Origin of the sequence: Arcicella aquatica (assembly GCF_034928825.1) — a bacterium.
Lineage (GTDB): Bacteria > Bacteroidota > Bacteroidia > Cytophagales > Spirosomataceae > Arcicella > Arcicella aquatica.
This window is the reverse complement of the sequence record NZ_JAYFUL010000029.1, coordinates 1-22528: the sequence shown is the minus strand read 5'-3', so window position 1 is coordinate 22528 and position 22528 is coordinate 1. Positions and strand designations below refer to the sequence as shown.

19 protein-coding genes are annotated in these 22528 nt (G+C 35.3%); 16 read left to right on the top strand and 3 right to left on the bottom strand.

All coding sequences use genetic code 11. The features are described 5' to 3' along the window. Positions 1–207: 207 nt before the first annotated feature. From VB264_RS16220 to VB264_RS16210, 3 genes are all read left to right on the top strand, one after another. The gene (locus VB264_RS16220) at positions 208–2643 is read left to right on the top strand and encodes an outer membrane beta-barrel protein (RefSeq protein WP_323250872.1); all 2436 of its coding nucleotides are present in this window, start codon (positions 208–210) and stop codon (positions 2641–2643) included. A gap of 176 nt (positions 2644–2819) precedes the next feature. After that, entirely contained in the window at positions 2820–3050 is a 231-nt protein-coding gene (locus VB264_RS16215; RefSeq protein WP_323250870.1) for a hypothetical protein, read from the top strand. Further along, the gene (locus tag VB264_RS16210; protein ID WP_323250868.1) at positions 3047–3454 is read left to right on the top strand and encodes a putative toxin-antitoxin system toxin component, PIN family; all 408 of its coding nucleotides are present in this window, start codon (positions 3047–3049) and stop codon (positions 3452–3454) included. The genes VB264_RS16215 and VB264_RS16210 overlap by 4 nt, the downstream gene beginning before the upstream one ends. A 100-nt stretch (positions 3455–3554) precedes the next feature. Here VB264_RS16210 and VB264_RS16205 read toward each other — a convergent pair whose 3' ends face one another. After that, positions 3555–4622 (bottom strand): serine hydrolase domain-containing protein, encoded by a 1068-nt coding sequence (locus tag VB264_RS16205; protein ID WP_323250866.1) that lies wholly within the window; start codon positions 4620–4622, stop codon positions 3555–3557. Positions 4623–5096: 474 nt separating this feature from the next. Here VB264_RS16205 and VB264_RS16200 point away from each other — a divergent pair, with 474 nt between their 5' ends. Beyond that, positions 5097–6362: a DNA cytosine methyltransferase gene (locus VB264_RS16200; protein ID WP_323250864.1), complete on the top strand. Its 1266-nt coding sequence runs from the start codon at positions 5097–5099 to the stop codon at positions 6360–6362. Positions 6363–6364: 2 nt separating this feature from the next. Further along, the gene (locus VB264_RS16195; RefSeq protein ID WP_323250862.1) at positions 6365–7438 is read left to right on the top strand and encodes an HpaII family restriction endonuclease; all 1074 of its coding nucleotides are present in this window, start codon (positions 6365–6367) and stop codon (positions 7436–7438) included. Between the two features lie 81 nt (positions 7439–7519). Here the strand turns inward: VB264_RS16195 and VB264_RS16190 are convergent, their stop codons facing one another. After that, on the bottom strand, positions 7520–8950 hold the full coding sequence (locus tag VB264_RS16190) for a circularly permuted type 2 ATP-grasp protein (protein ID WP_323250860.1): 1431 nt from the start codon (positions 8948–8950) through the stop codon (positions 7520–7522). Positions 8951–9206: 256 nt separating this feature from the next. On the opposite strand from VB264_RS16190, the gene ygiD reads away from it, so the two are divergent. The 10 genes from ygiD (at position 9207) to VB264_RS16140 (ending at position 18637) form a co-directional block, all read left to right on the top strand. Then, the gene (gene ygiD / locus VB264_RS16185; protein WP_456151982.1) at positions 9207–10037 is read left to right on the top strand and encodes a 4,5-DOPA-extradiol-dioxygenase; all 831 of its coding nucleotides are present in this window, start codon (positions 9207–9209) and stop codon (positions 10035–10037) included. Positions 10038–10150: 113 nt separating this feature from the next. Then, on the top strand, positions 10151–11077 hold the full coding sequence (queG, locus tag VB264_RS16180) for a tRNA epoxyqueuosine(34) reductase QueG (protein WP_323250856.1): 927 nt from the start codon (positions 10151–10153) through the stop codon (positions 11075–11077). A gap of 334 nt (positions 11078–11411) precedes the next feature. Next, entirely contained in the window at positions 11412–12272 is an 861-nt protein-coding gene (locus VB264_RS16175) for a dienelactone hydrolase family protein (protein WP_323250854.1), read from the top strand. 314 nt (positions 12273–12586) lie between these two features. After that, positions 12587–12871, top strand: a complete 285-nt coding sequence (locus tag VB264_RS16170; protein WP_323250852.1) for an SCP2 sterol-binding domain-containing protein — start codon at positions 12587–12589, stop codon at positions 12869–12871. Between the two features lie 103 nt (positions 12872–12974). Further along, positions 12975–14333, top strand: a complete 1359-nt coding sequence (mnmE, locus tag VB264_RS16165; protein ID WP_323250850.1) for a tRNA uridine-5-carboxymethylaminomethyl(34) synthesis GTPase MnmE — start codon at positions 12975–12977, stop codon at positions 14331–14333. Between the two features lie 94 nt (positions 14334–14427). Further along, entirely contained in the window at positions 14428–15006 is a 579-nt protein-coding gene (locus tag VB264_RS16160) for a transposase (protein ID WP_323250848.1), read from the top strand. 386 nt (positions 15007–15392) lie between these two features. Continuing rightward, the gene (locus VB264_RS16155) at positions 15393–17282 is read left to right on the top strand and encodes a hypothetical protein (protein WP_323250846.1); all 1890 of its coding nucleotides are present in this window, start codon (positions 15393–15395) and stop codon (positions 17280–17282) included. 358 nt (positions 17283–17640) lie between these two features. Beyond that, positions 17641–18003: a helix-turn-helix domain-containing protein gene (locus tag VB264_RS16150; RefSeq protein ID WP_323250844.1), complete on the top strand. Its 363-nt coding sequence runs from the start codon at positions 17641–17643 to the stop codon at positions 18001–18003. A 179-nt stretch (positions 18004–18182) separates the two neighbouring features. Continuing rightward, on the top strand, positions 18183–18338 hold the full coding sequence (locus VB264_RS16145) for a hypothetical protein (protein WP_323250842.1): 156 nt from the start codon (positions 18183–18185) through the stop codon (positions 18336–18338). A 29-nt stretch (positions 18339–18367) separates the two neighbouring features. After that, entirely contained in the window at positions 18368–18637 is a 270-nt protein-coding gene (locus VB264_RS16140) for a hypothetical protein (RefSeq protein ID WP_323250840.1), read from the top strand. 60 nt (positions 18638–18697) lie between these two features. Here the strand turns inward: VB264_RS16140 and VB264_RS16135 are convergent, their stop codons facing one another. After that, complete coding sequence (locus tag VB264_RS16135) at positions 18698–20482, bottom strand: tetratricopeptide repeat-containing sensor histidine kinase (RefSeq protein ID WP_323250838.1); 1785 nt, start codon at positions 20480–20482, stop codon at positions 18698–18700. A gap of 484 nt (positions 20483–20966) precedes the next feature. On the opposite strand from VB264_RS16135, the gene VB264_RS16130 reads away from it, so the two are divergent. Beyond that, positions 20967–22295, top strand: coding sequence for a rhamnogalacturonidase (locus VB264_RS16130; RefSeq protein WP_323250836.1), 1329 nt, complete (start codon positions 20967–20969; stop codon positions 22293–22295). Positions 22296–22528 lie beyond the last annotated feature (233 nt).

Below are 22528 nucleotides of genomic sequence, written 5' to 3'. Positions count from 1 at the left end.
ATAGCTTGCAAAATACGTTGATGCTCAATAATAACCTATCCATATTGACGAACGACATCAGTAAAATGACAAGATGCAATAATGGCTATTTAACCTGATTATAAGGGTTTTCTGCATTTGGTCAATACAAATCTAAGACTTGTCAATCACATTATTTTATCTTGGAAATGTGCTGTTGTTTTGACTAACAATCAAAATGACAAGCCAATGAAAACCAATGCCTTACTTTTAATTATTGCCATTTTAATCGCAACAACTACTTACGGACAAATTACTGGTAAAATAATTAATAAAACCAATGAAGCCATCCCTTTTGTAAACGTTGTATTATATCAAGCAAGCGATACTCTTATCCTAAAAGGAACATATACGGATGAAAAAGGCGTGTTTTCATTGCCCTTAGTAAAGGAAGGCGTCTTTTTAATAGGCGTGAGTAGTGTAGGTTATCAGTCTATGATTACAAAACCCATTACCGTATCTCTACAAAACGAAGCGTTGGATATTGGCGTTTTACAAATGGTCGAGAATATCAATGCACTGAACGAAGTCGTGGTAAGCACCAAAAAGAATTTGATTCAGACCACGCCAGTTGGACAGGTGATAAATGTTCAGAGTAGTTTAATGACCAAAGGGAGTTCTGCCCTACAGGTGTTAGAACGATTACCGGGGGTAATTATCGACTACCGAAATAATAGCTTTAGTTTAAACGGACAAAGTGGCGTAGCTGTGATGATTAATGGACGAACAGTTCGCTTGTCGTTGACGGAAGTAATGGCGATGCTCAATGGCATGAATGCTGATAATATTGATAAAATAGAAATCATTACGTCGCCAACTGCCCAATATGATGCCGAAGGTGGGGCAGGACTAATCAATATTGTCTTAAAGAAAAATGAATATGAAGGGACAAAACTCAGTTTTTCTTCAACGTTAGGCTATGGGTTCGGAGAGAAAGCATCTGCTTCTATTAATTTGTCACATGGCACTAAAAACTCCAATTACTACGCTTCTTACTCGATGTTACACGACGAGGCTAAGTCAAGTTGGCAGGCATTTGGTGCATTGAATTTCCCTGCTTTGGGTGGAGCTTATACCAGTAGTTTTTATAGTGCTACAGTTAACTTAAAAAATAGTCATAATCTTTCGCTGGGATTTGACCACAGACTGAACCCTAAAACATTAGTGGGAGGGAGCATAACCTATTTACATTCAACTACAAAACCAAATGTTCAAAGTGATGGTTTTTATGATTTTCAATCGGGAAACTACTTTGCCATGAAGATAAATTCATTAGGGAATAATCTTGGGCAAAATGTACAATCTTCCGCATTTTTAGAAAAACAATTATCCATAAAATCTAAACTGAATATTGATGCCAGTTATTGGTATTTCAGAAACAATAGTCCATCGTTGATTAATAGTAGCTATTATGATAAAGCAGGGAATGTCATCAAACCATCGGATTCAGTTTTTACAGAAGGTAACCGAGGCGAAGGCCTTTCTGAATTGAATATTGGCGTATTAAAAGGTGATTTTTCGACGAAGTTGACTGATAAAATAAATGTTGAAACAGGCATCAAAGGGAGTTATTCTAGCAATACAAATAATAGTAAGGTAGAGAAAAAGGAGCATGACGTTTGGGTGTTGGATAGTCGTTCTCAAAGCACTATTATTAGTAACGAAAGTATTCTGGCTGCTTATACTTCGTTTGATTTTACCCTAAGCCCTAAAATATCTTTCACTACGGGTTTGAGATATGAATATTGGGCTAGAGATATTAACCATCAGACAAACACCTATTCTCAATTCTTCCCTTCTTTGAATTTTACCCATAAAATAGCTGAAAATAGTAGTTACGTAGTGAGTCTTTCGCGTCGCATCAGCAGACCCGCTTACAATGACTTGATTTCAGGCTTATTTTATAATGACCCTAGTTCGGTTTTTACAGGCAATCCATTGCTAAAACCGAGTATTACCAATGCCTTCAAAACCACTTTTACCCATAAAAATATAAGCGTTGGGTTAGGTATTCAACAGGAAGTAAATCCAATCATTCGTTATCAATTAAGTACAACTGCCGCCAAAGATATATTTATATTATCTCCACAAAATCTGGATTTCATGAATAGCGTTAGCCTCACGACCAATGTGCCAATCCAGCTTTTTAGTTGGTGGAAAATAACGATAGGGGGGACAACGGCTTATCGTAAATACAAAGTTGGATATACCCCTCAAGTTGCTGAAAAGGCATATTTGTTCCATAATTATTTCTTGAATCAGAGCGTAAGTCTGCCCCAAAATATCGAAGTAGAAATTACAGGATGGCATAATACAAACCAATTTGATGGCCCCAATATGATAAAAGGTTTTGGCGTAATGAATTTGGGCATAGCCAAAAAGCTAGATAAAGATAGAGGAACGATACAATTGGCGATTACGGATATTTTTAAATCAATGAATATTTATACCGAAGTAGGCGTAGTTACACCAGTCGTATTTATAGAAAATAATAAAGTGCATTATATGGACGAGACGGCCTATGCAAGGATTTTTAAATTAAGTTACTCCAGAAGCTTTGGTAGTACAGTTCGTAGTCGTAGTAAAACAAATAATGTAGAAGAGGAGGGAAGTAGGATACGGTAGTGAGATTGGGTGGCAAATTCATGGCATGACTAAACAAGCTATTTGATAATAAACAGATTAACTGTTAGTCATGCCATGAGTGAAAAGTCCATGAGTAAACGCTTAATTTGGAGAAAAATACAATGAAAGCGAAATTCATCTTCCAAAATATTTAAATTTGTAAAAAAACAAATAGGATGGCATCAATTAATCAATCAACAAAGCTCAACGAAGTGCAATTACATTTGCTCAAAATGTTTTCTCGCCCAATGAATGAGCAAGATTTAATAGCAATAAAGGCATTACTATCAAATTATTACGCCCAAAAAGTAGATGCTGAATCTGAAAAACTATGGGAGGAAAATAATATGAGCCAACAAAATATTGATGAATTATTGAACACTCATTTAAGAACTCCTTATAAATGAGAATCTTGATAGATACCAATATCTTATTGGCAATTGTTCCGAAACGCTCATCAGAAAGGTGGTTGTATGAAAAACTCCGCAATGCAGAAATTACTTTGATAATATCCAACGAAATTATCAAAGAATATGAAGAAAAACTAGCTTGGTTTTATTCAGAATATTTTGCTGAAATTGTTTTAGAAGAGTTGTTAAATTTACCGTTTACCGAACAAATAGAGGCTTTTTACAAATGGCAATTAATAGAAGAAGACCCTGACGATAATAAGTTCGTGGATATTGCCATCGCTTCAAATGCCGACTATATTATTACCAATGATAAACATTTTAGAGTTTTGGAGAATACTCCCTTTCCAAAAGTACGAGTTCTATCTCTTCAAGAATTTAAAACGTTGATTGAAAAATAGCGTGAATTTTAGCCTTCTAATAATCTCATGGCATGACTAAACATTTGTCTGTTAATTATCGAATAGATTGTTAAGTCATGCCATGAGTAAAAACAAGAACTCATTTCCCTTCAAAATACGGAAGTATGTATTTTATTAATATTTCAAAAGGTAGTTTTGATTTGGAAGAGTTGTAACTATTGCCTGTAAAGGCTACCACCAAGGCTAGGTCTGGTATTACCATAATATATTGCCCACCGTTGCCTGATGCAAATATTACATTGTGGCTGATTTTATCAGTTTTGATTGCTTCATTATACCAAGTGTAGCCATAAAAGGTAGGTTGCGGTATCGCAGATTTAGCTTTTGAGATACTTACGTTTGAGAAATTTTCAATCTTAGTAATTGGCTGGGTAGCCTCCTTTATCCATTTTTCAGAAACAATCCTTTTGCCTTTATACAGCCCTTTGTTCAGTACCAATTCTCCAATTTTAGCCATATCCGTTGGCAATATATAAAATGACCCTGCGGTCATTCCATGTCCAGCAGGGTCTTTTGTCCAGCGATAATTTTTAATCCCTAAAGGTTGAAAAAGAAATTTGTCAGCGAATGTTATAATAGACATTTTTGAGGCATTGGAAACTATACCTCCGAGTATCATTGTATTGCATGACGTATAAGCCCAATGCGTCCCAGAAGGATGTAACATGGGTAAATCAAGTGAAAACTTTACCCAATCATTCGTCTCCGCCATTTCATCCTCGCAATCTTTAGCACCATCCCATTCTTCACAATCAAACCCCGATTTCATTGCTAAAAGGTGCTGGATTGTCATGCTTTCTTTTCTACTATCCCAGTTATTAAAATTTTTGTATTCAGGGAAAAATGAATATACCTTATCATCAACACTCTTTATATAGCCTTTGTCAATGGCGATGCCGACAAGTAGTCCTGTGATAGACTTGAAAGACGAGCGAGTATCATGTAAGCTAGACTGCGTCAATCCATTAAAATATTTTTCATAGATTAATTTCCCTTTTTGTGAAACCACCATACCATCAATATTAGGATATGCCCCATGTTCAATAGCGATAGTAAGACTATCCAACAGTGTTTTGTTTACCTGAGCAAAGGATGAAATGGAAGTAAAAGCAATGATTAAACAGATGAATAAGATGTTTTTTTTCATAGGGATGATAGATAAGGTTCAGTTTACTCAAATCTACCAAAGAATCAAAAGGATTCAAATGTTTATTGAATAAATTAAAGCTCCACAATTAGCGTATCGTTAATTGTCCTTTATAATGAAGCTGTTTAAACTTTTCCTTTCGGGTTAAACTAAGTCTTTTAGCATAGCTTGTTCCAAAATTTACTCAACGTAGCGATGCTATGCTTCGCAAATGTTGAAAAAATCAATTCAAAAATACAATACTTTCACCTCAGAAACGGAAAGTTTAAACAGCTTCAATAGAAAAATAGGATTTTTATTTCCTTGCAGTGCTTCTTGTTTTGCCTTGAATCTATAATGTTGAGGGGTATTAATACTAATCGTTGAACGCTAGTATTCAGATAAAAAGAGGCAAGAAAAACATTGATAGTCATTTACTGTTCTGTATTTGAATTTACTACCTTTGTATAGTGCTAAGGTTAACAATAAATAATAATGGATTTTAAAGAAAAAATATTACTAGAGGAGATTGAAAAAAAATGGGGGAAGAGTAAAAGAATACAATCTAACGAAAATAGAGAAGCTGTGTTGTCTCATTATTTGAACAATAGTAAAAATGGGGTATCCAAATTTTATAAGGAAGATGCTATTGAATATGCTAAAGATATTCTTGAATTCTCGTATCCAAATGAAAAAATAACAAATTTGGTAGTAGAAGAGGCTATTCAATATGGTGTGTTTAATACATTTGAGATTCCTTTTCCGCATACTTTAAGTCCCAAATTTAAGTTTATAGATTTATTTGCTGGAATTGGTGGTTTTAGACTAGCTATGCAAAACGTAGGAGGTAAATGCGTATTTACGAGTGAGTGGGATAAAGAAGCCAAAAGAACTTACAAAGCAAATTTTGGAGAAACACCATTTGGAGATATAACCAAAGAAGAAACTAAACGTTATATTCCTGATGGTTTTGATTTGCTTTGTGCGGGGTTTCCATGCCAAGCATTTTCTATTGCAGGAAGACGAGGAGGATTTGAAGATACAAGAGGTACGTTGTTTTTTGATGTTGCTGAAATCATCAAAAGAAAGCAGCCTAAAGCAATTTTCTTAGAAAATGTAAAGGGTTTACGAAACCATAATGGAGGAAAAACATTAGCAACCATTCTTAATGTACTTAGAAATGATTTAGGTTATTTTGTTCCTGAACCTGAAATTATTAATGCTAAAGATTTTGGAGTTCCACAAAATAGAGAACGGATATACATAGTTGGATTTAGGAATGATTTAGGAATCGAAAAATTTGAATACCCTAAGCCAACTAAAATGAAAATACCCTTTTCTGAGGTTAAAGAAAAAAATGTAGTACCTACTAAGTATTATTTATCTAAACAATATTTACAAACCTTATATAATCATAAGGCAAGACATGAAAGTAAGGGGAATGGATTTGGGTTTGCAATAATACCTGATGATGGTGTAAGTAATGCAATAGTAGTTGGAGGAATGGGACGTGAAAGAAATTTGGTTATTGATAATAGAATTACAGACTTTACACCTACTACACATATAAAGGGAGAGGTTAATAGAGAGGGGATTCGTAAAATGACACCACGTGAATGGGCAAGATTACAGGGCTTCCCTGACAACTATTTAATACCAGTAGCGGATGCTTCTGCCTACAAGCAATTTGGTAACTCCGTTGCTGTTCCAGCGATTCAAGCTACAGCAATTGAAATTTTAAAACTAATAGGAATCCAATAAAAATGATTAGGGGAAATAAAGGAGAGTGGAGTGAGATATACGCTTTGTTCAAACTATTAGGTGATGGAGAGCTTTGTGCTGGGGATAGTGAAATAAATAAGATTAGGAACTTTATATATCCTATTATTAAAATTCTTCGAACAGAAGCCAATGGTAATTTTGAGTATGCTATTGAGGATAATATAATCATTATATCTGGCAATGAAGAAGTTTTTCGTGTACCAGTCTCTGAATTTAAAGAAAATGCAAAATACCTTCTTGAACAAATAAAAAATAATGAAGGAAGTTTCTCAATTCCTGAGATTGAAGAGTTCATGGAAAGTATAAACTGTTTCTCTTTAAAGGCTAGTTCTTCTGCAAAAACAGATATTACTATTATGGTTCATGATCAGATAACTGGGCTTCAACCATCATTAGGGTTTAGCATAAAGTCAAAGCTTGGAAATCCTGCCACACTTTTGAACGCAGGAGAAACGACTAATTTTATTTTTAAAATTGTGGGTACTTTGCTAAATGAGTCAGACATAGAAGAAGTTAATAGCATATCATCAAAAAGTAAAATTAAAGATAGAATAACAGCTATTTATTCTAAAGGTGGGTATCTTGAATTTATAAAATTACAAAAGCCTATTTTTAGTAATAACCTAATTCTTATTGATAGTTTGTTACCGAAAATTTTATCCACTGTACTATTCCAATTCTATACCTCCAATTATTCAACAATAAAGGATTTAACAAAAATCACGGAAGAAATGAACCCTTTAGGATTTGATGTGACCAATAAACATTTATTTTATGAATATAAAATAAAAAGGTTTCTTGTGGATATCGCTTTGGGGATGATGCCTTCAAAAGTATGGTCTGGGCAATATGATGCGACGGGAGGCTATCTCGTTGTTAAGACTGACGGAGATGTTTTATGCTATCATATATACAACAGAAATAAGTTTGAAGACTATTTGTTTGCTAACACAAAACTTGATACTGCTAGTAGTTCTAGGCATGACTTTGGAGAAATATATGAGGAAAATGGAGAATGGTTTTTTAAATTAAATTTACAAATACGATTTAAGTAAAACATCAAGATAATGCTTCATAAAAATTAAAGGTTGGCAAATCCATAAATTTGCCAACCTTTAAAGTTAAAAATCAACCCATCAATACAATACCCAAGTATCCTTAGACCCCCCACCTTGCGATGAATTAACTACCAATGAACCTTTGCGTAAAGCTACACGAGTCAATCCACCCGGAATCACTTTTACGCCGTCTCCATAAAGAATGTATGGACGTAAGTCAACGTGTCTGCCTTCTGAATGATCATCAATCAAACAAGGTACTCTTGACAGTGAAATCGTAGGTTGAGCAATATAATTTCTAGGATTTGCTTTGATACGTGCTTTAAAGATTTCTTGTTCTGCTTTCGTAGATTTAGGGCCGATTAACATACCGTATCCACCTGCTTCGTTAGCTTCTTTTACTACCAGTTTCTCAATATTTTCTAATACATATTTACAATCATCTTCTTCACCACAAATAAAGGTTTCCACATTCGGGATGATTGGGTCTTCGCCTAAATAATATTTGATGATTCTTGGTACATATGCATAAATTACTTTGTCATCTGCCACGCCTGTTCCTGGGGCATTCGCTAAGGCAATTCTACCTTTTTTATACACATCAAAAATACCCGGAATACCAATTAAAGAATCTGGATTAAACGCCTTAGGGTCTAAGAAAGTATCGTCAATTCTGCGATAAATAACATCGACAATTTGGAATCCCTTAGTAGTACGCATTTTCACATAACCATCATGCACTACTAAATCGCGTGAATCTACCAATTCAACACCCATTTGTTGAGCCAAATAAGAGTGCTCAAAATAAGCTGAATTATAAATACCCGGAGTCAGTACACAAACCGTAGGGTTTGGTCTGTCGCTGATGTGTTGTAACATCTGCAACAATTTGTTTGGATAGTCTGAGATTGACTGTACTCTGGTTTTGCCCAATACTTCAGGGAAGGTACGTTTTAGCAGTTCTCTATTTTCGAGCATATAAGAAACACCCGACGGACAGCGGAGGTTGTCTTCCAATACCATAAACTTACCATCGTCGCCACGAATCAAATCTGTTCCCGTAATGTGGATATAAATGCCTTTTGGTGGACGAATACCAACGCAAGGGCGTAAAAAGTCTTTTGAAGTTTCAATCAATTCACGGGGAACGATGCCGTCTTTCAATATTTTTTGGTCATGATAAATATCATCCAAAAACATATTCAATGCCGTAATGCGTTGTATCAAACCTTTCTCGGTTTTTTTCCAGTCATCCGCTTCTATTACTCGGGGGATAATATCAACAGGCATGATGCGTTCTGTTCCTTCATTTTCCGAATAAACATTGAAAGTAATACCCATTGCCATTAAAGAGCGTTCTGCTGCTTGGTGGCGACGAATAAACTCCTCAATCTTTAACTGTTCTACCCGTTCCTTGAATGCTTCGTACCCCATACGCACATTACCTTGTGCATCAAACATTTCATCGAAGAAGCCTTCGGTTTGGTAGTTGTCAAAACTAAAATTCATAGGCTTTTGATAATTTATTAGTTGTTATTACCCTAATTTAAAAAAATAATACTGCGTGTCAAAATTGTTTTCCCAAAGAAAATTCTGAAAATGATAAATATCACAAAATATGTTAAAAAATGAGTAAAATTACTTATCAATTTTCCTGCTAAGTTACTCTTTGAACTTACTAATCAAGCTATCCGTTGCATAAATATAGTATTTTAGAGCAATGAAACGAAAAGAATTTATAAAAGCCTCTACTGGGGTATTAGCGATGTCAGCATTAGGAACATTAAAAGCATTTTCAGATCAGCTATCCAAACAAGCACAAAAAACGCCATTATTTTTTATTGGTCATGGCTCACCCATGAATGGCATCGAAAATAATCAATTTAGTCAACAATGGGCAACTTTGGCCAATGATTTTCCAGAGCCTACCGCCATAATTGTTATTTCGGCACATTGGCTTACAAGAGGTACTTTTGTAACAGCAATGGAAAAGCCCAGAACCATTCATGATTTTGGCGGATTCCCGCAAGCACTGTTTGATGTGCAATATCCAGCCAAAGGTAGTTTGGCAGTAGCAGAAGAAACTAAAAAATTGATTACTAAAACGGAGGTGCATTTAGACCACGAATGGGGTTTGGATCATGGTACTTGGACTATCATTCGCCATATTTATCCAAAAGCCAACATTCCAGTATTACAATTAAGTATTGATTATCACCAGTCGCCGCAATATCATTATGAATTGGCACAGGAATTGGCAGTTTTGCGTCGTAAAGGCGTATTGATTATAGGTAGTGGCAACATGGTACATAATTTACGCATGGTAGATTTTCGGAGAATAGACGGGGCTTATGGCTATGATTGGACGATAGAAATGAATGAGAAATTCAAAAAGAATATTGCTGAGAACAATCATAAACCTTTAATAAATTATGAAAGTATGGGCGAGGCTGCTAAATTGGCCATACCAACGCCAGACCATTACTATCCATTATTGTATATTTTAGGAATGCAAGAAAAGAACGAGGAAGTAAGTTTCTTTAATGATGTGCCTGTGGGTGGTTCTTTAACGATGACTTCTGTAAAAATTGCTTAACTTAAGTAATTCGTAAATAGTGATTGGTGATTAGATTAGTATCTCAAGTTATTAATTATCAGGTATTTAAGATAAATAAAAACATTGCTTGTATTATATTGCTTACATAATAAATGATTAACAAAGCCCAATATTCGTTTTTAATAAAACAAAAAGCCAAAGAATTGGGCTTTGACTTTTGTGGTATTTCAGCAGCAGGGTTTTTGGAGGAGGAAGCTCCTAGACTAGAGAATTGGTTAAAAGCCAATCAGCATGGCAAGATGCAGTACATGGAAAACCACTTTGACAAAAGGCTAGACCCACGACTATTGGTAGATGATGCCAAGTCGGTGGTTTCCTTACTCTTTAATTATTATCCTGCCGAAAGACTGCCCGAAGGTATAAATGATTTAAAACTATCTAAATATGCTTATGGCAAAGACTATCATTTTGTGGTAAAAGAGAAACTACAAACTTTTTTAGCCTATATTCAAGAAGAAATTGGGGAAGTAGGAGGGAGAGCTTTTGTAGATTCTGCCCCTGTCATGGATAAAGCTTGGGCAAAAAAAGGGGGTATAGGTTGGATTGGTAAAAACAGTAATATTATCAATAAAAACCAAGGCAGTTTCTTCTTTATCGCAGAGCTGATTTTGGATTTACCGTTAGAGCCTGATGGCCCCGTAAAAGACTACTGTGGTACGTGTACACGTTGTATAGATGCTTGTCCGACGGATGCCATCGTCGAACCTTATGTAGTAAACGGCTCGAAATGTATCAGTTATTATACCATTGAGCTAAAAGAGGCAATACCCATAGAGGCACAGCATAAATTTGAAAACTGGTTTTTTGGTTGTGATATTTGTCAGGATGTTTGTCCGTGGAATCGTTTTTCAAAACCACATCAAGAACCCCAATTTAATCTTCATCCCGACTTAGCTAATTTTACGAAAAGCGATTGGGAGGAAATCACCGAAGAGGTATTTCAAACCATCTTTAAAAAGTCACCTTTGAAAAGAACAAAGTATGCAGGACTAAAAAGAAACATAGAATTTTTAAAGTAATTGTATTAGTTTTGAGCTATAAGCAATGAGTAATGAGCTTTAGACTTTGGTTTTCGATTAATGTCATGAGCATTAGATTTAAAGGCTATTGATTAGCCGCATTTTTTAAGAGTCTTAAAAGTTAGCATAAATATGTAATTATTGATTTAAATGGTGTAGAATAACCCTTCAAATCAAGCTTTCAATCCTTATCACTAGCGGGTGACTTAAGTCACCCGCTAGTGATAAGGATTGAATATCAGGTATTTATAAACTTTTGAGTGATAAGGTAGGATTTAATAGATAGAAAAAACGCTCATAGCTCATAGCTCACAACTAAACAACAACAATAACTATGAACCAAGAAATTATTAACCTTTTTGACGAGTACACGCACAAACCTTTGACGCGTGAGGATTTCCTTAAACGCCTTGTTAAGTTAACAGGGAGTACGGTAGCCGCTTTGTCGGTATTACCGCTACTAGAAGTAAATTATGCTCACGCAGCTACTATCCCTGAAAACGACGACGATATCGAAACATCAGATATTACTTACGAAGGTGATGGCTGTACGATGAAAGCGTATTTAGCACAACCCAAAAAAATAAAAGGGAAAATTGGTTCTGTGATTGTCATTCACGAAAATCGCGGACTCAATCCTCATACCAAAGACGTGGCACGCAGGGTAGCAAAAGCAGGCTATTACGCTTTGGCAGTAGATGCCCTTTCGCCTTTAGGAGGAACACCCGAAAACGAAGATGAAGCACGTAATTTATTCAGTAAATTAGATGCTGCTAAAAATACCAATAACTTTTTAAAAGGCTTTGATTACCTAAAGGCTTTACCAAAAAGCAATGGCAAAACCAGTTGTGTAGGTTTTTGTTGGGGCGGAGGCTTGGCTAATCAATTAGCGGTTAATTCACCAACGCTTAATTCAGCAGTAGCCTATTATGGTCGCCAACCAGAAGCGGCTGATGTACCAAAAATAAAAGCCAAATTGTTATTACATTACGGCGGACTAGACGAGCGTATCAACGCAGGCATTCCAGCCTATGAAACAGCCCTAAAGGCAGCAGGAACGAAATACGAATTATACGTTTACGAAGGCGCACAACACGCATTCAATAACGACACCGCACCCACTCGCTATAACGCAGAAGTAGCCAAAAAAGCGTGGGACGCAACATTAAGAGTATTCAAAGAAACGATTTCGTAGATAGATAGCTATGAGCAGTGAGCTTTGAGCTATCAGTCATCAGCTATGAGTCATCAGCTTTGAGCTATTAGCTTTTTTACAATGTTCTCTTTTTGCATTTGCGTCAGCATTTAATGAATTTATACTGTTTGAGCGATAGCGAGTTTATAAATTCTTGATTTTCTTTTGTTACTTTTCTTGTATCAAGACAAGAAAAGTAAGGACGCTAAGAACAGAAATCTTATTTTTAACAGATACGCTTAGTGAAGAAAAGTAAGGCTTTTAAGAATAGAAAAGTCTTAATCAATATTAAAAATATAATCAATCTCAGCAACATGACTTTTGAAGAACTAACACAAAAAATCACCAATTTGGCAGCCGCCAAAGGAGGACTAGGCTCATCTATTAAATTTGCAACCGATGCAGGAAGTATTTTTATTGGAGCAGACGGAAGCGTAAGTAATGCCGACGAAGCCGCAGACTGCACCATTGGCGTAAGCCTAAAAGACTTACAAGGCTTAATGACAGGCGATTTGAATCCGATGACCGCCTTTATGTTTGGTAAACTAAAAATCTCAGGTGATATGGGTATTGCCATGAAATTGAAGGATTTGTTTTAAATTTGTAGCACGATTTGGTACGAGGCGGCGTCTCGCTATCGTTACCGAACTCATTCAATCCACGATTGCGGGACGTCGCAAAATCAAATCGTGTTACAAATTCATGTTTAATCAAGATACAATTTGTGCCTTAGCCACTCCGCAAGGCATCGGAGCTATTGGCGTAATTCGTGTTTCTGGCCCAGAAACCTTCCCGATTGTCAATAAAATATTCAAAGGTAAAAACCTAGACAAACAGCTTTCGCATACCATACATTTCGGTACTATCAGAGACAACGACACCATTGTTGACGAAGTATTGGTCTCGCTTTTCAAAGCCCCCTCATCTTATACCCGTGAAGATACCATCGAAATTTCTTGTCATGGTTCCGACTTCATTATCCAGAAAATCCTTAAACTATTACTGCGTGAAGGCGCTAGACTGGCGAATCCAGGTGAATACACACAACGTGCATTCCTGAACGGACAATTAGACCTTGCCCAAGCCGAAGCCGTGGCCGATTTGATAGCCTCAGATTCAGAAGCCTCGCATCAGACAGCCATCAATCAAATCAGAGGAGGATTTTCAAAACAAATCGCACAACTCAGAGAAGCCCTGATTCATTTTGCGTCTTTGATAGAACTAGAGTTAGACTTTGGTGAAGAAGACGTAGAATTTGCCGACCGTGACGATTTGCGTCAATTAATCTTTAAGATTCAGAAAGTACTGATTCCACTGATTGATAGTTTCGAGATGGGGAATGTCATCAAAAATGGCGTACCGACGGTTATTGCAGGAAAACCAAATGCAGGAAAATCGACCTTGTTGAATCGTCTATTGAACGAAGAAAAAGCAATCGTATCAGACATTGCAGGAACTACCCGTGATGTGATTGAAGACGAGCTTTTTATAGAAGGCATCCGATTCCGATTGATAGATACCGCAGGTTTACGCAAAACTACTGATACCATCGAGGCTATAGGAGTAGAGCGTACCTTACAACAAATGGATAAAGCCAGTTTGATTGTCTATTTATTCGATGCTTCAGAAATTCAGCTTTCAGAAATTGCCCAGCAGATTTCGGAATTCAACGCCCCTTATCTATTAGTAGGCAATAAAGTAGATAAATTATCGCCTGATAAAAAATCAGCTTTTGATACCACCTATCCAGACATTCTTTGGATTTCAGCGTCTGAGAATAAAAACATAGACACTTTGAAAGATACACTGGTCAGAAAAGTAAAAACCAGAGAAATAAAATCGGGAGATACCGTAGTGACCAACCTACGCCACTATCAACATTTATTACAAACCAACGGAGCATTAGAAAACGTGTTGCAAGGCCTAGACCAAAGCATCACAGGCGATTTCCTAGCCCAAGACATCCGCTTTGCCCTACACCACCTAGGCGAAATAACAGGTCAAATCACTACGGATGACTTGTTGGCGAATATATTTTCTAAGTTTTGTATTGGTAAATAAAGACTTGGAAATACTCATGGCATGACTTTGAGTCATGCCATGAGTAAAAGTAACTTTCACTGAGAAAATATTGTAAAAGATAAACCTCACAAAAATGAAACTCTACCCTAATGAATTATTCCATATTTACAATAGAGGGAATAATAAACAGACCTTATTCTTTGATAGAGATAATTACCTCTATTTCTTAGAGAAAGTTAAAGAATACGTTAAACCTCATTCCGAAATTATAGCTTGGTGTTTAATGCCAAATCACTTCCATTTTTTGATTTACATACCTCCTGATAAAGACAGTAAAGATTTAAGTAAAGGCATCCAGATAATTTTACGCTCTTATACAAGAGCAATTAACAAACAAAAGAACAGAACAGGGTCATTATTTACCCAAAATACTTGTTCTAAAGTCTTAGTGGACAACTCAGAAGTACTACCAAACAGATATACTACTACATGTTTTCATTATATCCATCAAAATCCAATGAAAGCTGGATTAGTAAAAAAAATGGAAGATTGGGAGTTTTCATCCTTTAAAGACTATATAGGATTAAGAAATGGCAAGTTGGTAAATCGAGAGCTGGCAAATACGTTTATCAATATTTCGGAAGATAGACAACAATTCTATGAAGACGCATACCGAGTTATTAACGAAAGCCTTTTGGATAAAATATTTTAGATAATCATAAAATGTCACTCATGGCATGACTCAAAGTCATGCCATGAGTAGCTTTTTGCTATTGCTTAATCACAAGTCTTCACTGGTTAATATCACTTTGCAAATGCATATGCACAAATCACTACTGGCTATGTTCACTTTGCAATTGCTTATGTACAAAACGCTTTTAGCAATAATCAATTTACTAATGACATAATTTGAATTATATCAAGAACATTTACCGTATAATAAGTTTTTTGTGATTGGTGGATTAAATATTTTTGATTGTATTTGGGAATGGGTAGATTAGAATATGAAACCACCAACAATAGAAAAAGTACGACAAAAATTTCGCATATTAAAAAGTTGTGCCTCATTGTAGAATGAAATTATAAATAAACAAAATAATGGAAGAAATATACCGACTTTTAATTGAATTAAAGACAACACATCCATTGAGATTTTGGACTGCTATTTTTATTGGGATATCCTTAATCATATTTGCCATTTGGAGACTTTCAAAGAAAAAACAAAAAGCAAAAATTGAACAAGAAGAAAATAAAAGAACCCTTTCGACTGTCACAGTAGAAAAAAAAGCTGCGAAACCAAAACTTGAAACACATAAAGAAAAATCCATTTTAGAAAAACCACAACCTAAAGTTTATACCGACACACCTGTTAAAAGTGATATAAAAATAAATGAACCAAAACTTATTTATTCAAAACCTACAGAAACTAAACAAGAAAAGGTAATTCCCAAAGTTGAAGCTTTTGAGGTTAAGCCAAAATCTAAACCAAAATCAGAAGAACAACTTCCTCAAGCCAAAATTGAAACAACAAAATCTAAAGACGAAGTTGTCTTTGTTAATTATGACATATCGAAAGTTCAAACGACCAATTCATATCCAGTTTTTCGCTTTCCGAAAAAAGGAACTGTAATAAGAAGCTTTAGATTAGGAAACACAAAACGTAGAGGATTTAAAGAAGAGTCGTTTCAAAAATCTATTGAACAATATTTTGGAAAAGACTTTAAAGTTTTAGGAAACGCAAGACTAAACACAGGTAAAGAAACACGACCTTTTGAACCTGACATAGCGATTATTGACAAGTCAAATACAAACATTAGAATAGATATTGAAATTGACGAACCCTATGCAGGAATAACTCGACAGCCCACACATTGCAAAGGCGAAGATGTTAATCGAGACATTTATTTTGTCGATAGAGGTTGGATAGTTATTCGGTTTTCAGAATATCAAGTTCATTTGCAAGAAGATGACTGTTTGCGATATATAGCAGAAACAATAAAGTCAGCAATTCCAAAATATGAAATACCAAGCCAATTGTTAAAACAACCATTATTACAGGTTGAAAAACTTTGGGACATTGTACAAGCCCAAAAGTGGGAAAAAGCAAAATATAGAGAACAATATCTTAATCATACCTTTCAATCTATTGAAGAGCAAACTGAAACTATTGAAAGAGATTTTGACGAACAAGAACTCAAAGAGGAAAAATTAGTTAAGCCGACTTTTATTGGAGAAGTTAATAATAAAAAATCAATTGGTTTTAATGATGAAAATGCTCATCCAAGAGACCTAAGAATTAAATTTTATCCTGAACCTCATGTTTATACAATTGACAACGCACCAGCACCATCAGCAAGTACAATTATTGGAAAATTTTTTCCAGAATTTGATGGATATTCAGCGGCAAGTCGACTAAATCCAAATAACGAACTTTATGGTAAAGATGTTGAAGAAATTGTAGGAATTTGGAATAAAAGAGGAATAGAAGCTGCTACTAAAGGAACATATCTTCACGAACAAATTGAGAATTTCTATTTGGAACAGGAATATGAAAAAACCGAGGAGTTTCATTTGTTTGAAAGTTTCGTAAAAGAAAATAACCATATTAAACCATATAGAACAGAATGGAGAATATTTGATGAGCATCATCATATTGCGGGAACAATCGACCTAATTTCTAGAAATGGAAATGGTTACGAAATGTATGATTGGAAGAGAAGTAAAAAAGTTATCAACTCTTTCAATGGAGAACCAATAAAAAATAATCAATGGCAAAAGGGTGTTGGACAATTGGCAGATATTGACGACACAAGCTATAATCGTTATTGCTTACAACAAAGTTTGTACAAATACATCCTTGAAAAAAACTATGGACTTAAAGTTTCAAATATGTATTTAATTGTGTTATATCCAGATTACGACAGATACTATAAAGTAGAAGTACCATACATGAAAGACAAAGCAGAATACATATTACGAACACTGTGAAAAAACAACTCCCTCGTTGTTCCAAGCCCCCACAAATCCTTTTGCACATATACTTAACAACCAATAGCTTTATATTCGAGAACAAAGAAGAAAAGCCGTTTAGACATTGATACTTATTAAGTTCGATTCCAAGCATGGCATGGAATAGTAGTCAAATCAATATTTGATAGGCATGCTTTATGCCGCCATTGTTGGTGTTTTTTTCACCAACAACACGAGCGTAAGCAACGCTCCAAAGAAAAAATAAAATCAAACTATAAAGTTGGTAGGTTGCTTATTCTTAGCTCGTTGGTCTAGGAGACCCCCGTTAAAAATACCAACAATGGCGATAAAATAGACGTTACTAAAATTGAATACAATGGATAATATAATAGATAATAAATATCATCAACTAGCATTGAGCAAAGTTCGTACATTGATGAAATTAAAGCCTAGCAAAGACAGCGATCAAGGACAAGAGTTGGAAATGCTTATTTCATTGATAGAAGCATATGAAGAAATACACGTTCCTATGCAAGCCAGTGATCCTATCGCATATTTGCAGTATAAAATGGAACAACAGAATTTAAAGCAAGTAGATTTAATTCCCTATATCGGAGATAAAACGAAAGTATCAAAGATAATGAACCGTAAACAAGAGCTTACAGTACAGATGATAAGTCGCCTTAGTAAAGGGTTAAATATTCCTGTAAACTTTTTAATACCTTCTGTGAGTATATAAATTTAAAAAGAGATTTAATGAACTCATGTTTGTAGTTCTGGAATTTCAGCCTATTTTGGTCTAGGAGGCCCCGTAAAAATACCAACAAGGGCGAAGAATATTTACCTATTAGATTAAAATATATTAAACTGTTTGTTTGCTAACCGAACACATAGTTTATTTGTATTGCAAATTAGGATATGAAAGAACACATGATTGAAGTGCTTGAGGAGTCAAAAGCGAATCTCAAGAAAAGGTTAGAGGAAGAAATTGAAAACCTTACAAACGATGAAATCAACGAGTATCTTGATTCAATTCTGAAAATTAACCAAATTATTGAAGAACTTAAAAACTAGAAAAAGGGGTAAAAATCTCCTTTAAAGCTATGGTACAAATTATTAATGCCCATACGGATGATGTTCTTAGCCAAGCTAAGGCACTTATTGAAGAAGCAAAGAACTTTATGCTGTCAGAGGGTAAAGTAATTGAGTTGAGTGATTGGCTTACTATCAAAAACTATTGCAACAAATATGAAATTGCAGAAGAGTCTTTAGTAACGAACTGGATTCGTAGAGGAATTATTCCAGAGGAAGATATTCATGTATTTCCCGAGTTTAATAACATTAGATTAATCAGAGATAAAAAATATAAATAGACTGTCATTTAATAGTATTGGTAGTAAATATATTTGGTATAATTTACCCTATCACAACAATCACCTCCCAAACGGCAATTCCACAAAAAACTCCGTCCCTTTATCAGGTTCGCTTTTTAGCCAAATCTTACCATGATGTGCTTCAATAATTTGTTTACTGATATACAACCCTAAACCAAATGGTTGTTCGCCTCCCGTTCCTTTTCGCTTTGCCGACGTAAAAGGGTCAAATACTTTATCCTGCATTTTTACGGGTATGCCTATTCCTGCATCTTTTACAGTAGTAAGTGTGCCACTTTCCGTTACTTTGGTAGTAATATAAATATTGCTTCCTTCTGGACTGAATTTGATGGCATTCACCACTAGGTTATTAATCACCCTCGATATTTTGTCCCTATCAATATTCATTTTAATATTCGTATCCGTATTAAAAATCAATTGCTGACGCTTGTCTTTTGCCTTAAAGCGGAGTAATTGCACACATTCATTCAGTAAGCCATCAAAGGATGTTTCTTCTTTATGGATGTCATGCTTTTGCTCAAAATCAGTTTTTAGTAAATCATTAATTAAGTTTAGGCTATTATTGATAGACGTCTGTATTAGCGCTATTAGCTCGCTATCGTCTTCATCCATTTCTTTTTCGGCGAGCATCGAAGTCATCACACCAACCGCTCCAATTGGATTTCGGAGGTCATGTGCCACAATTTTGATAAGGCGTGCATAGTTTTTATTCATCGTCTCTAAATCATGCATCGTTACTTCTGCATGCTGAAACTGTAGTCTGAGGGCCTCTCTGGACTTTTGTGTACTCTTCCAACTACGCCATAATATAATCATCATCACGATAGCCATCACACTGATCACGATAGCTAATATCAATAGCCTAGATTGGTACTTTGCCAACAGGTTTGATGATTCTAGCTGTTGCTCTTTGGCTGCAAAATCTTGATAGTCAATGCCAAATAGGTTTTCTTGTGCATCTATTTTGTCATTGATTTTTTGGTATTGCTTGCTAAATAAATAGGCATTATAATAATCTTTTAGTTCAGCATAAGTAGCGGCTAATTTTCTTGTGAGTAGCTCACTATCAACTAAATAGCCTTTCTGAATCGCAATGGTAAGTCCTTGTTTATAGTATTGTATGGCGGTTAACTTATCCCGTTGATACATCTGGTCACCCATATCAGTCAAGATAATGACGGAGACATTCGAGAGATTATTTTTTAACGCATCGTCATTAGCCTGTTTTAATAAAGCCATGCCTTTATCAAACTGATTATTTTTAATATAATTATCAGCCGTCAATTGGTCATACGCCAACAGTATACGTTTGTCTCTATACTTTGCAGCAATGTTTCTGCCTTTGTTAAGGTAATAGTTGAGCGAGTCTTTACTGAATTTATTGGGGTATTTGATGATGTAGTTATAGATAACCAATGAAAAAATAGAATCATGACTTATTTTTTTGCCCAATTCCAGTGCCAAATTATAATTAGTGGACGACTTCTTTTCTCGTCCCATTACCTCATAAAGAATGGCGATATTCATTAACGTTTGGACAATGTTGGAAGAATCTTGAAGCTTTCTGTAATGAATATTCCCTTCATTAAAATAGCGTAACCCTAGCTGTATATTCCCCTTGATAAAATAAAAGATGCCGAGGTTATTCAATACATCTGCTTGGCCTTTTGCATACTTTAGTCTATTAGCTATTTCACTAGCCTTTTTGGTGTAGTAAAACGTACTATCGATGTTTTTTTCATACAACAACGTAGCAATCCTATTCAATGTATTTACATATCTTAAACTATCACTTATCGTAGGCAAAGATTTTTGTAGCTTCATGAGTTCACTAGATTGTGCATGACAAAGCTGACAGAAGGGGAAAACAAACACTATGAGTGCTGTATTTATTTTTATATTAAAATAACATTTTAAGTGCATAATTTTTCATACAATTTATACTTATGACACAAGGTTTAATCATTTTAAATAAGGTAGCGAACCACGATAAGTTTCATTAAAATTGTATTATATATTATGGATTTTGTATAAAATTTAACATATACGTTAATGTACCCAAATATATTGTTTTTCGTGATTCAAACAGCCTTTCGGTATAAATAATTGATAAATACTCGGAATATTATCCTGTTGCTATTGTTCTTAAAGCATAATAGTATTAATAGAAACAACCCAATTTAATGTTTGAGCGAAAATCCTCTTAGCTTGTTGTTACTATACCCTAAGGAACAGGATGGAAGAATCACTAAATCGTGTCAAGTTGCAGTTTTAAATCATGCGGATGGTTAATCCATAAATATTTAACATGAAAAAACTGATTCTAATACTGGCGTGTTCGCTTTTGGGATGCACGCAAATGGTCGCACAAAAAACAGCTAAAGCTACTTTCCCCGATGGTAGCCCAATATCAAGCTGGTTTACAACTAACAAAAAAGTAACGCTCGCACAGCTTGGCAAAGCGTATGTGATTACCGATTTTGGCGTTAAGCAAGATAGTACGCTCGTACAAACGGAGCTTATTCAGCAAACGATTGATTTAGCAGCCCAAAAGGGCGGAGGTGTAATCATCATTCCGAAAGGGACATTTATGAGTGGTGCTTTGTTTTTTAAGCCCAAAACGCATTTGTATGTATCTGAAGGAGCAGTATTAAAAGGGTCAGATAATATCGCTGACTATCCTAAACTGCCTTCAAGAATGGAAGGACAAAGTTTAGATTATTTTACAGCCTTGGTAAATGCTTATCAAGTAGATGGGTTTACGATTGCTGGAAAAGGAACGATTGATGGCAATGGCTTACACTACTGGGAGGCTTTCTGGGCTAGGCGTAAAGAGAATCCTAATTGTACCAACTTAGAGGTTTCTCGCCCTCGACTGGTTTTCATCTGGAAATCTAATAATGTACAGGTACAAGATGTTAAACTTCATAATTCAGGTTTCTGGACGAGCCACTACTATCAATGCAATAATGTGAAAGTATTGGATGTTCATATTTTCTCGCCTTATCAACCCGTAAAAGCCCCTAGTACGGATGCCATCGATATTGATGTTTGTAATAATGTGCTTATCAAAGGCTGTTATATGTCGGTAAATGATGATGCCATTGCCTTGAAAGGTGGCAAAGGTCCGTGGGCTGACCGTGTGCCAAACAACGGCGCCAACACTAATATTATCATCGAAGATTGCGAATTTGGTTTTTGTCATTCGGCACTTACCTGTGGGAGCGAGGCTATCCACAACCGTAATATTATCATGCGAAACTGTCATGTCAGTGAAGCCACACGCATATTATGGCTAAAGATGCGACCAGACACGCCACAGCTTTATGAATATATCAGCTTAGAGAACATCAAAGGACAAGCCCATAGTTTGTTGTTTGTAAAACCTTGGAAACAATTTTTTGATTTACAAGGGCGTAAAGATGTACCTCTTTCGTATTCAGACCATATAAGCTTGAAAAACATTGAAGTAAAATGTGATATTTTCTACGACGTAGCCATTTCGGAATATGACAAGTTATCGAACTTTAGTTTTGAAAACTTTACTGTAGAAAGTAAAAATGCTTCGATTGACAAAAGCGTAGTGAAAGGCTTTACCTTGAAAAATGTAAAGGTGAATAATAAAATGGTTGAGTAGTTTTAACGTCTCTATCCCTAGCGAGGGAATTAAGTCCTACTGATTACCCGTAAGTATCTAATTTATTGATAATCAATGTATAATAACCTCACCCCCAGCCCCTCTCCTTCAGAGAGCAGGGCTGTTAAGTTCTAATATTGGAACATAGTTCTTTGAAATTTTGACCAAATATTATTTGGGCGTACTTAATAGAATCATTGACATTTTGTCTGAGATAATTAAGTGAAATAGCA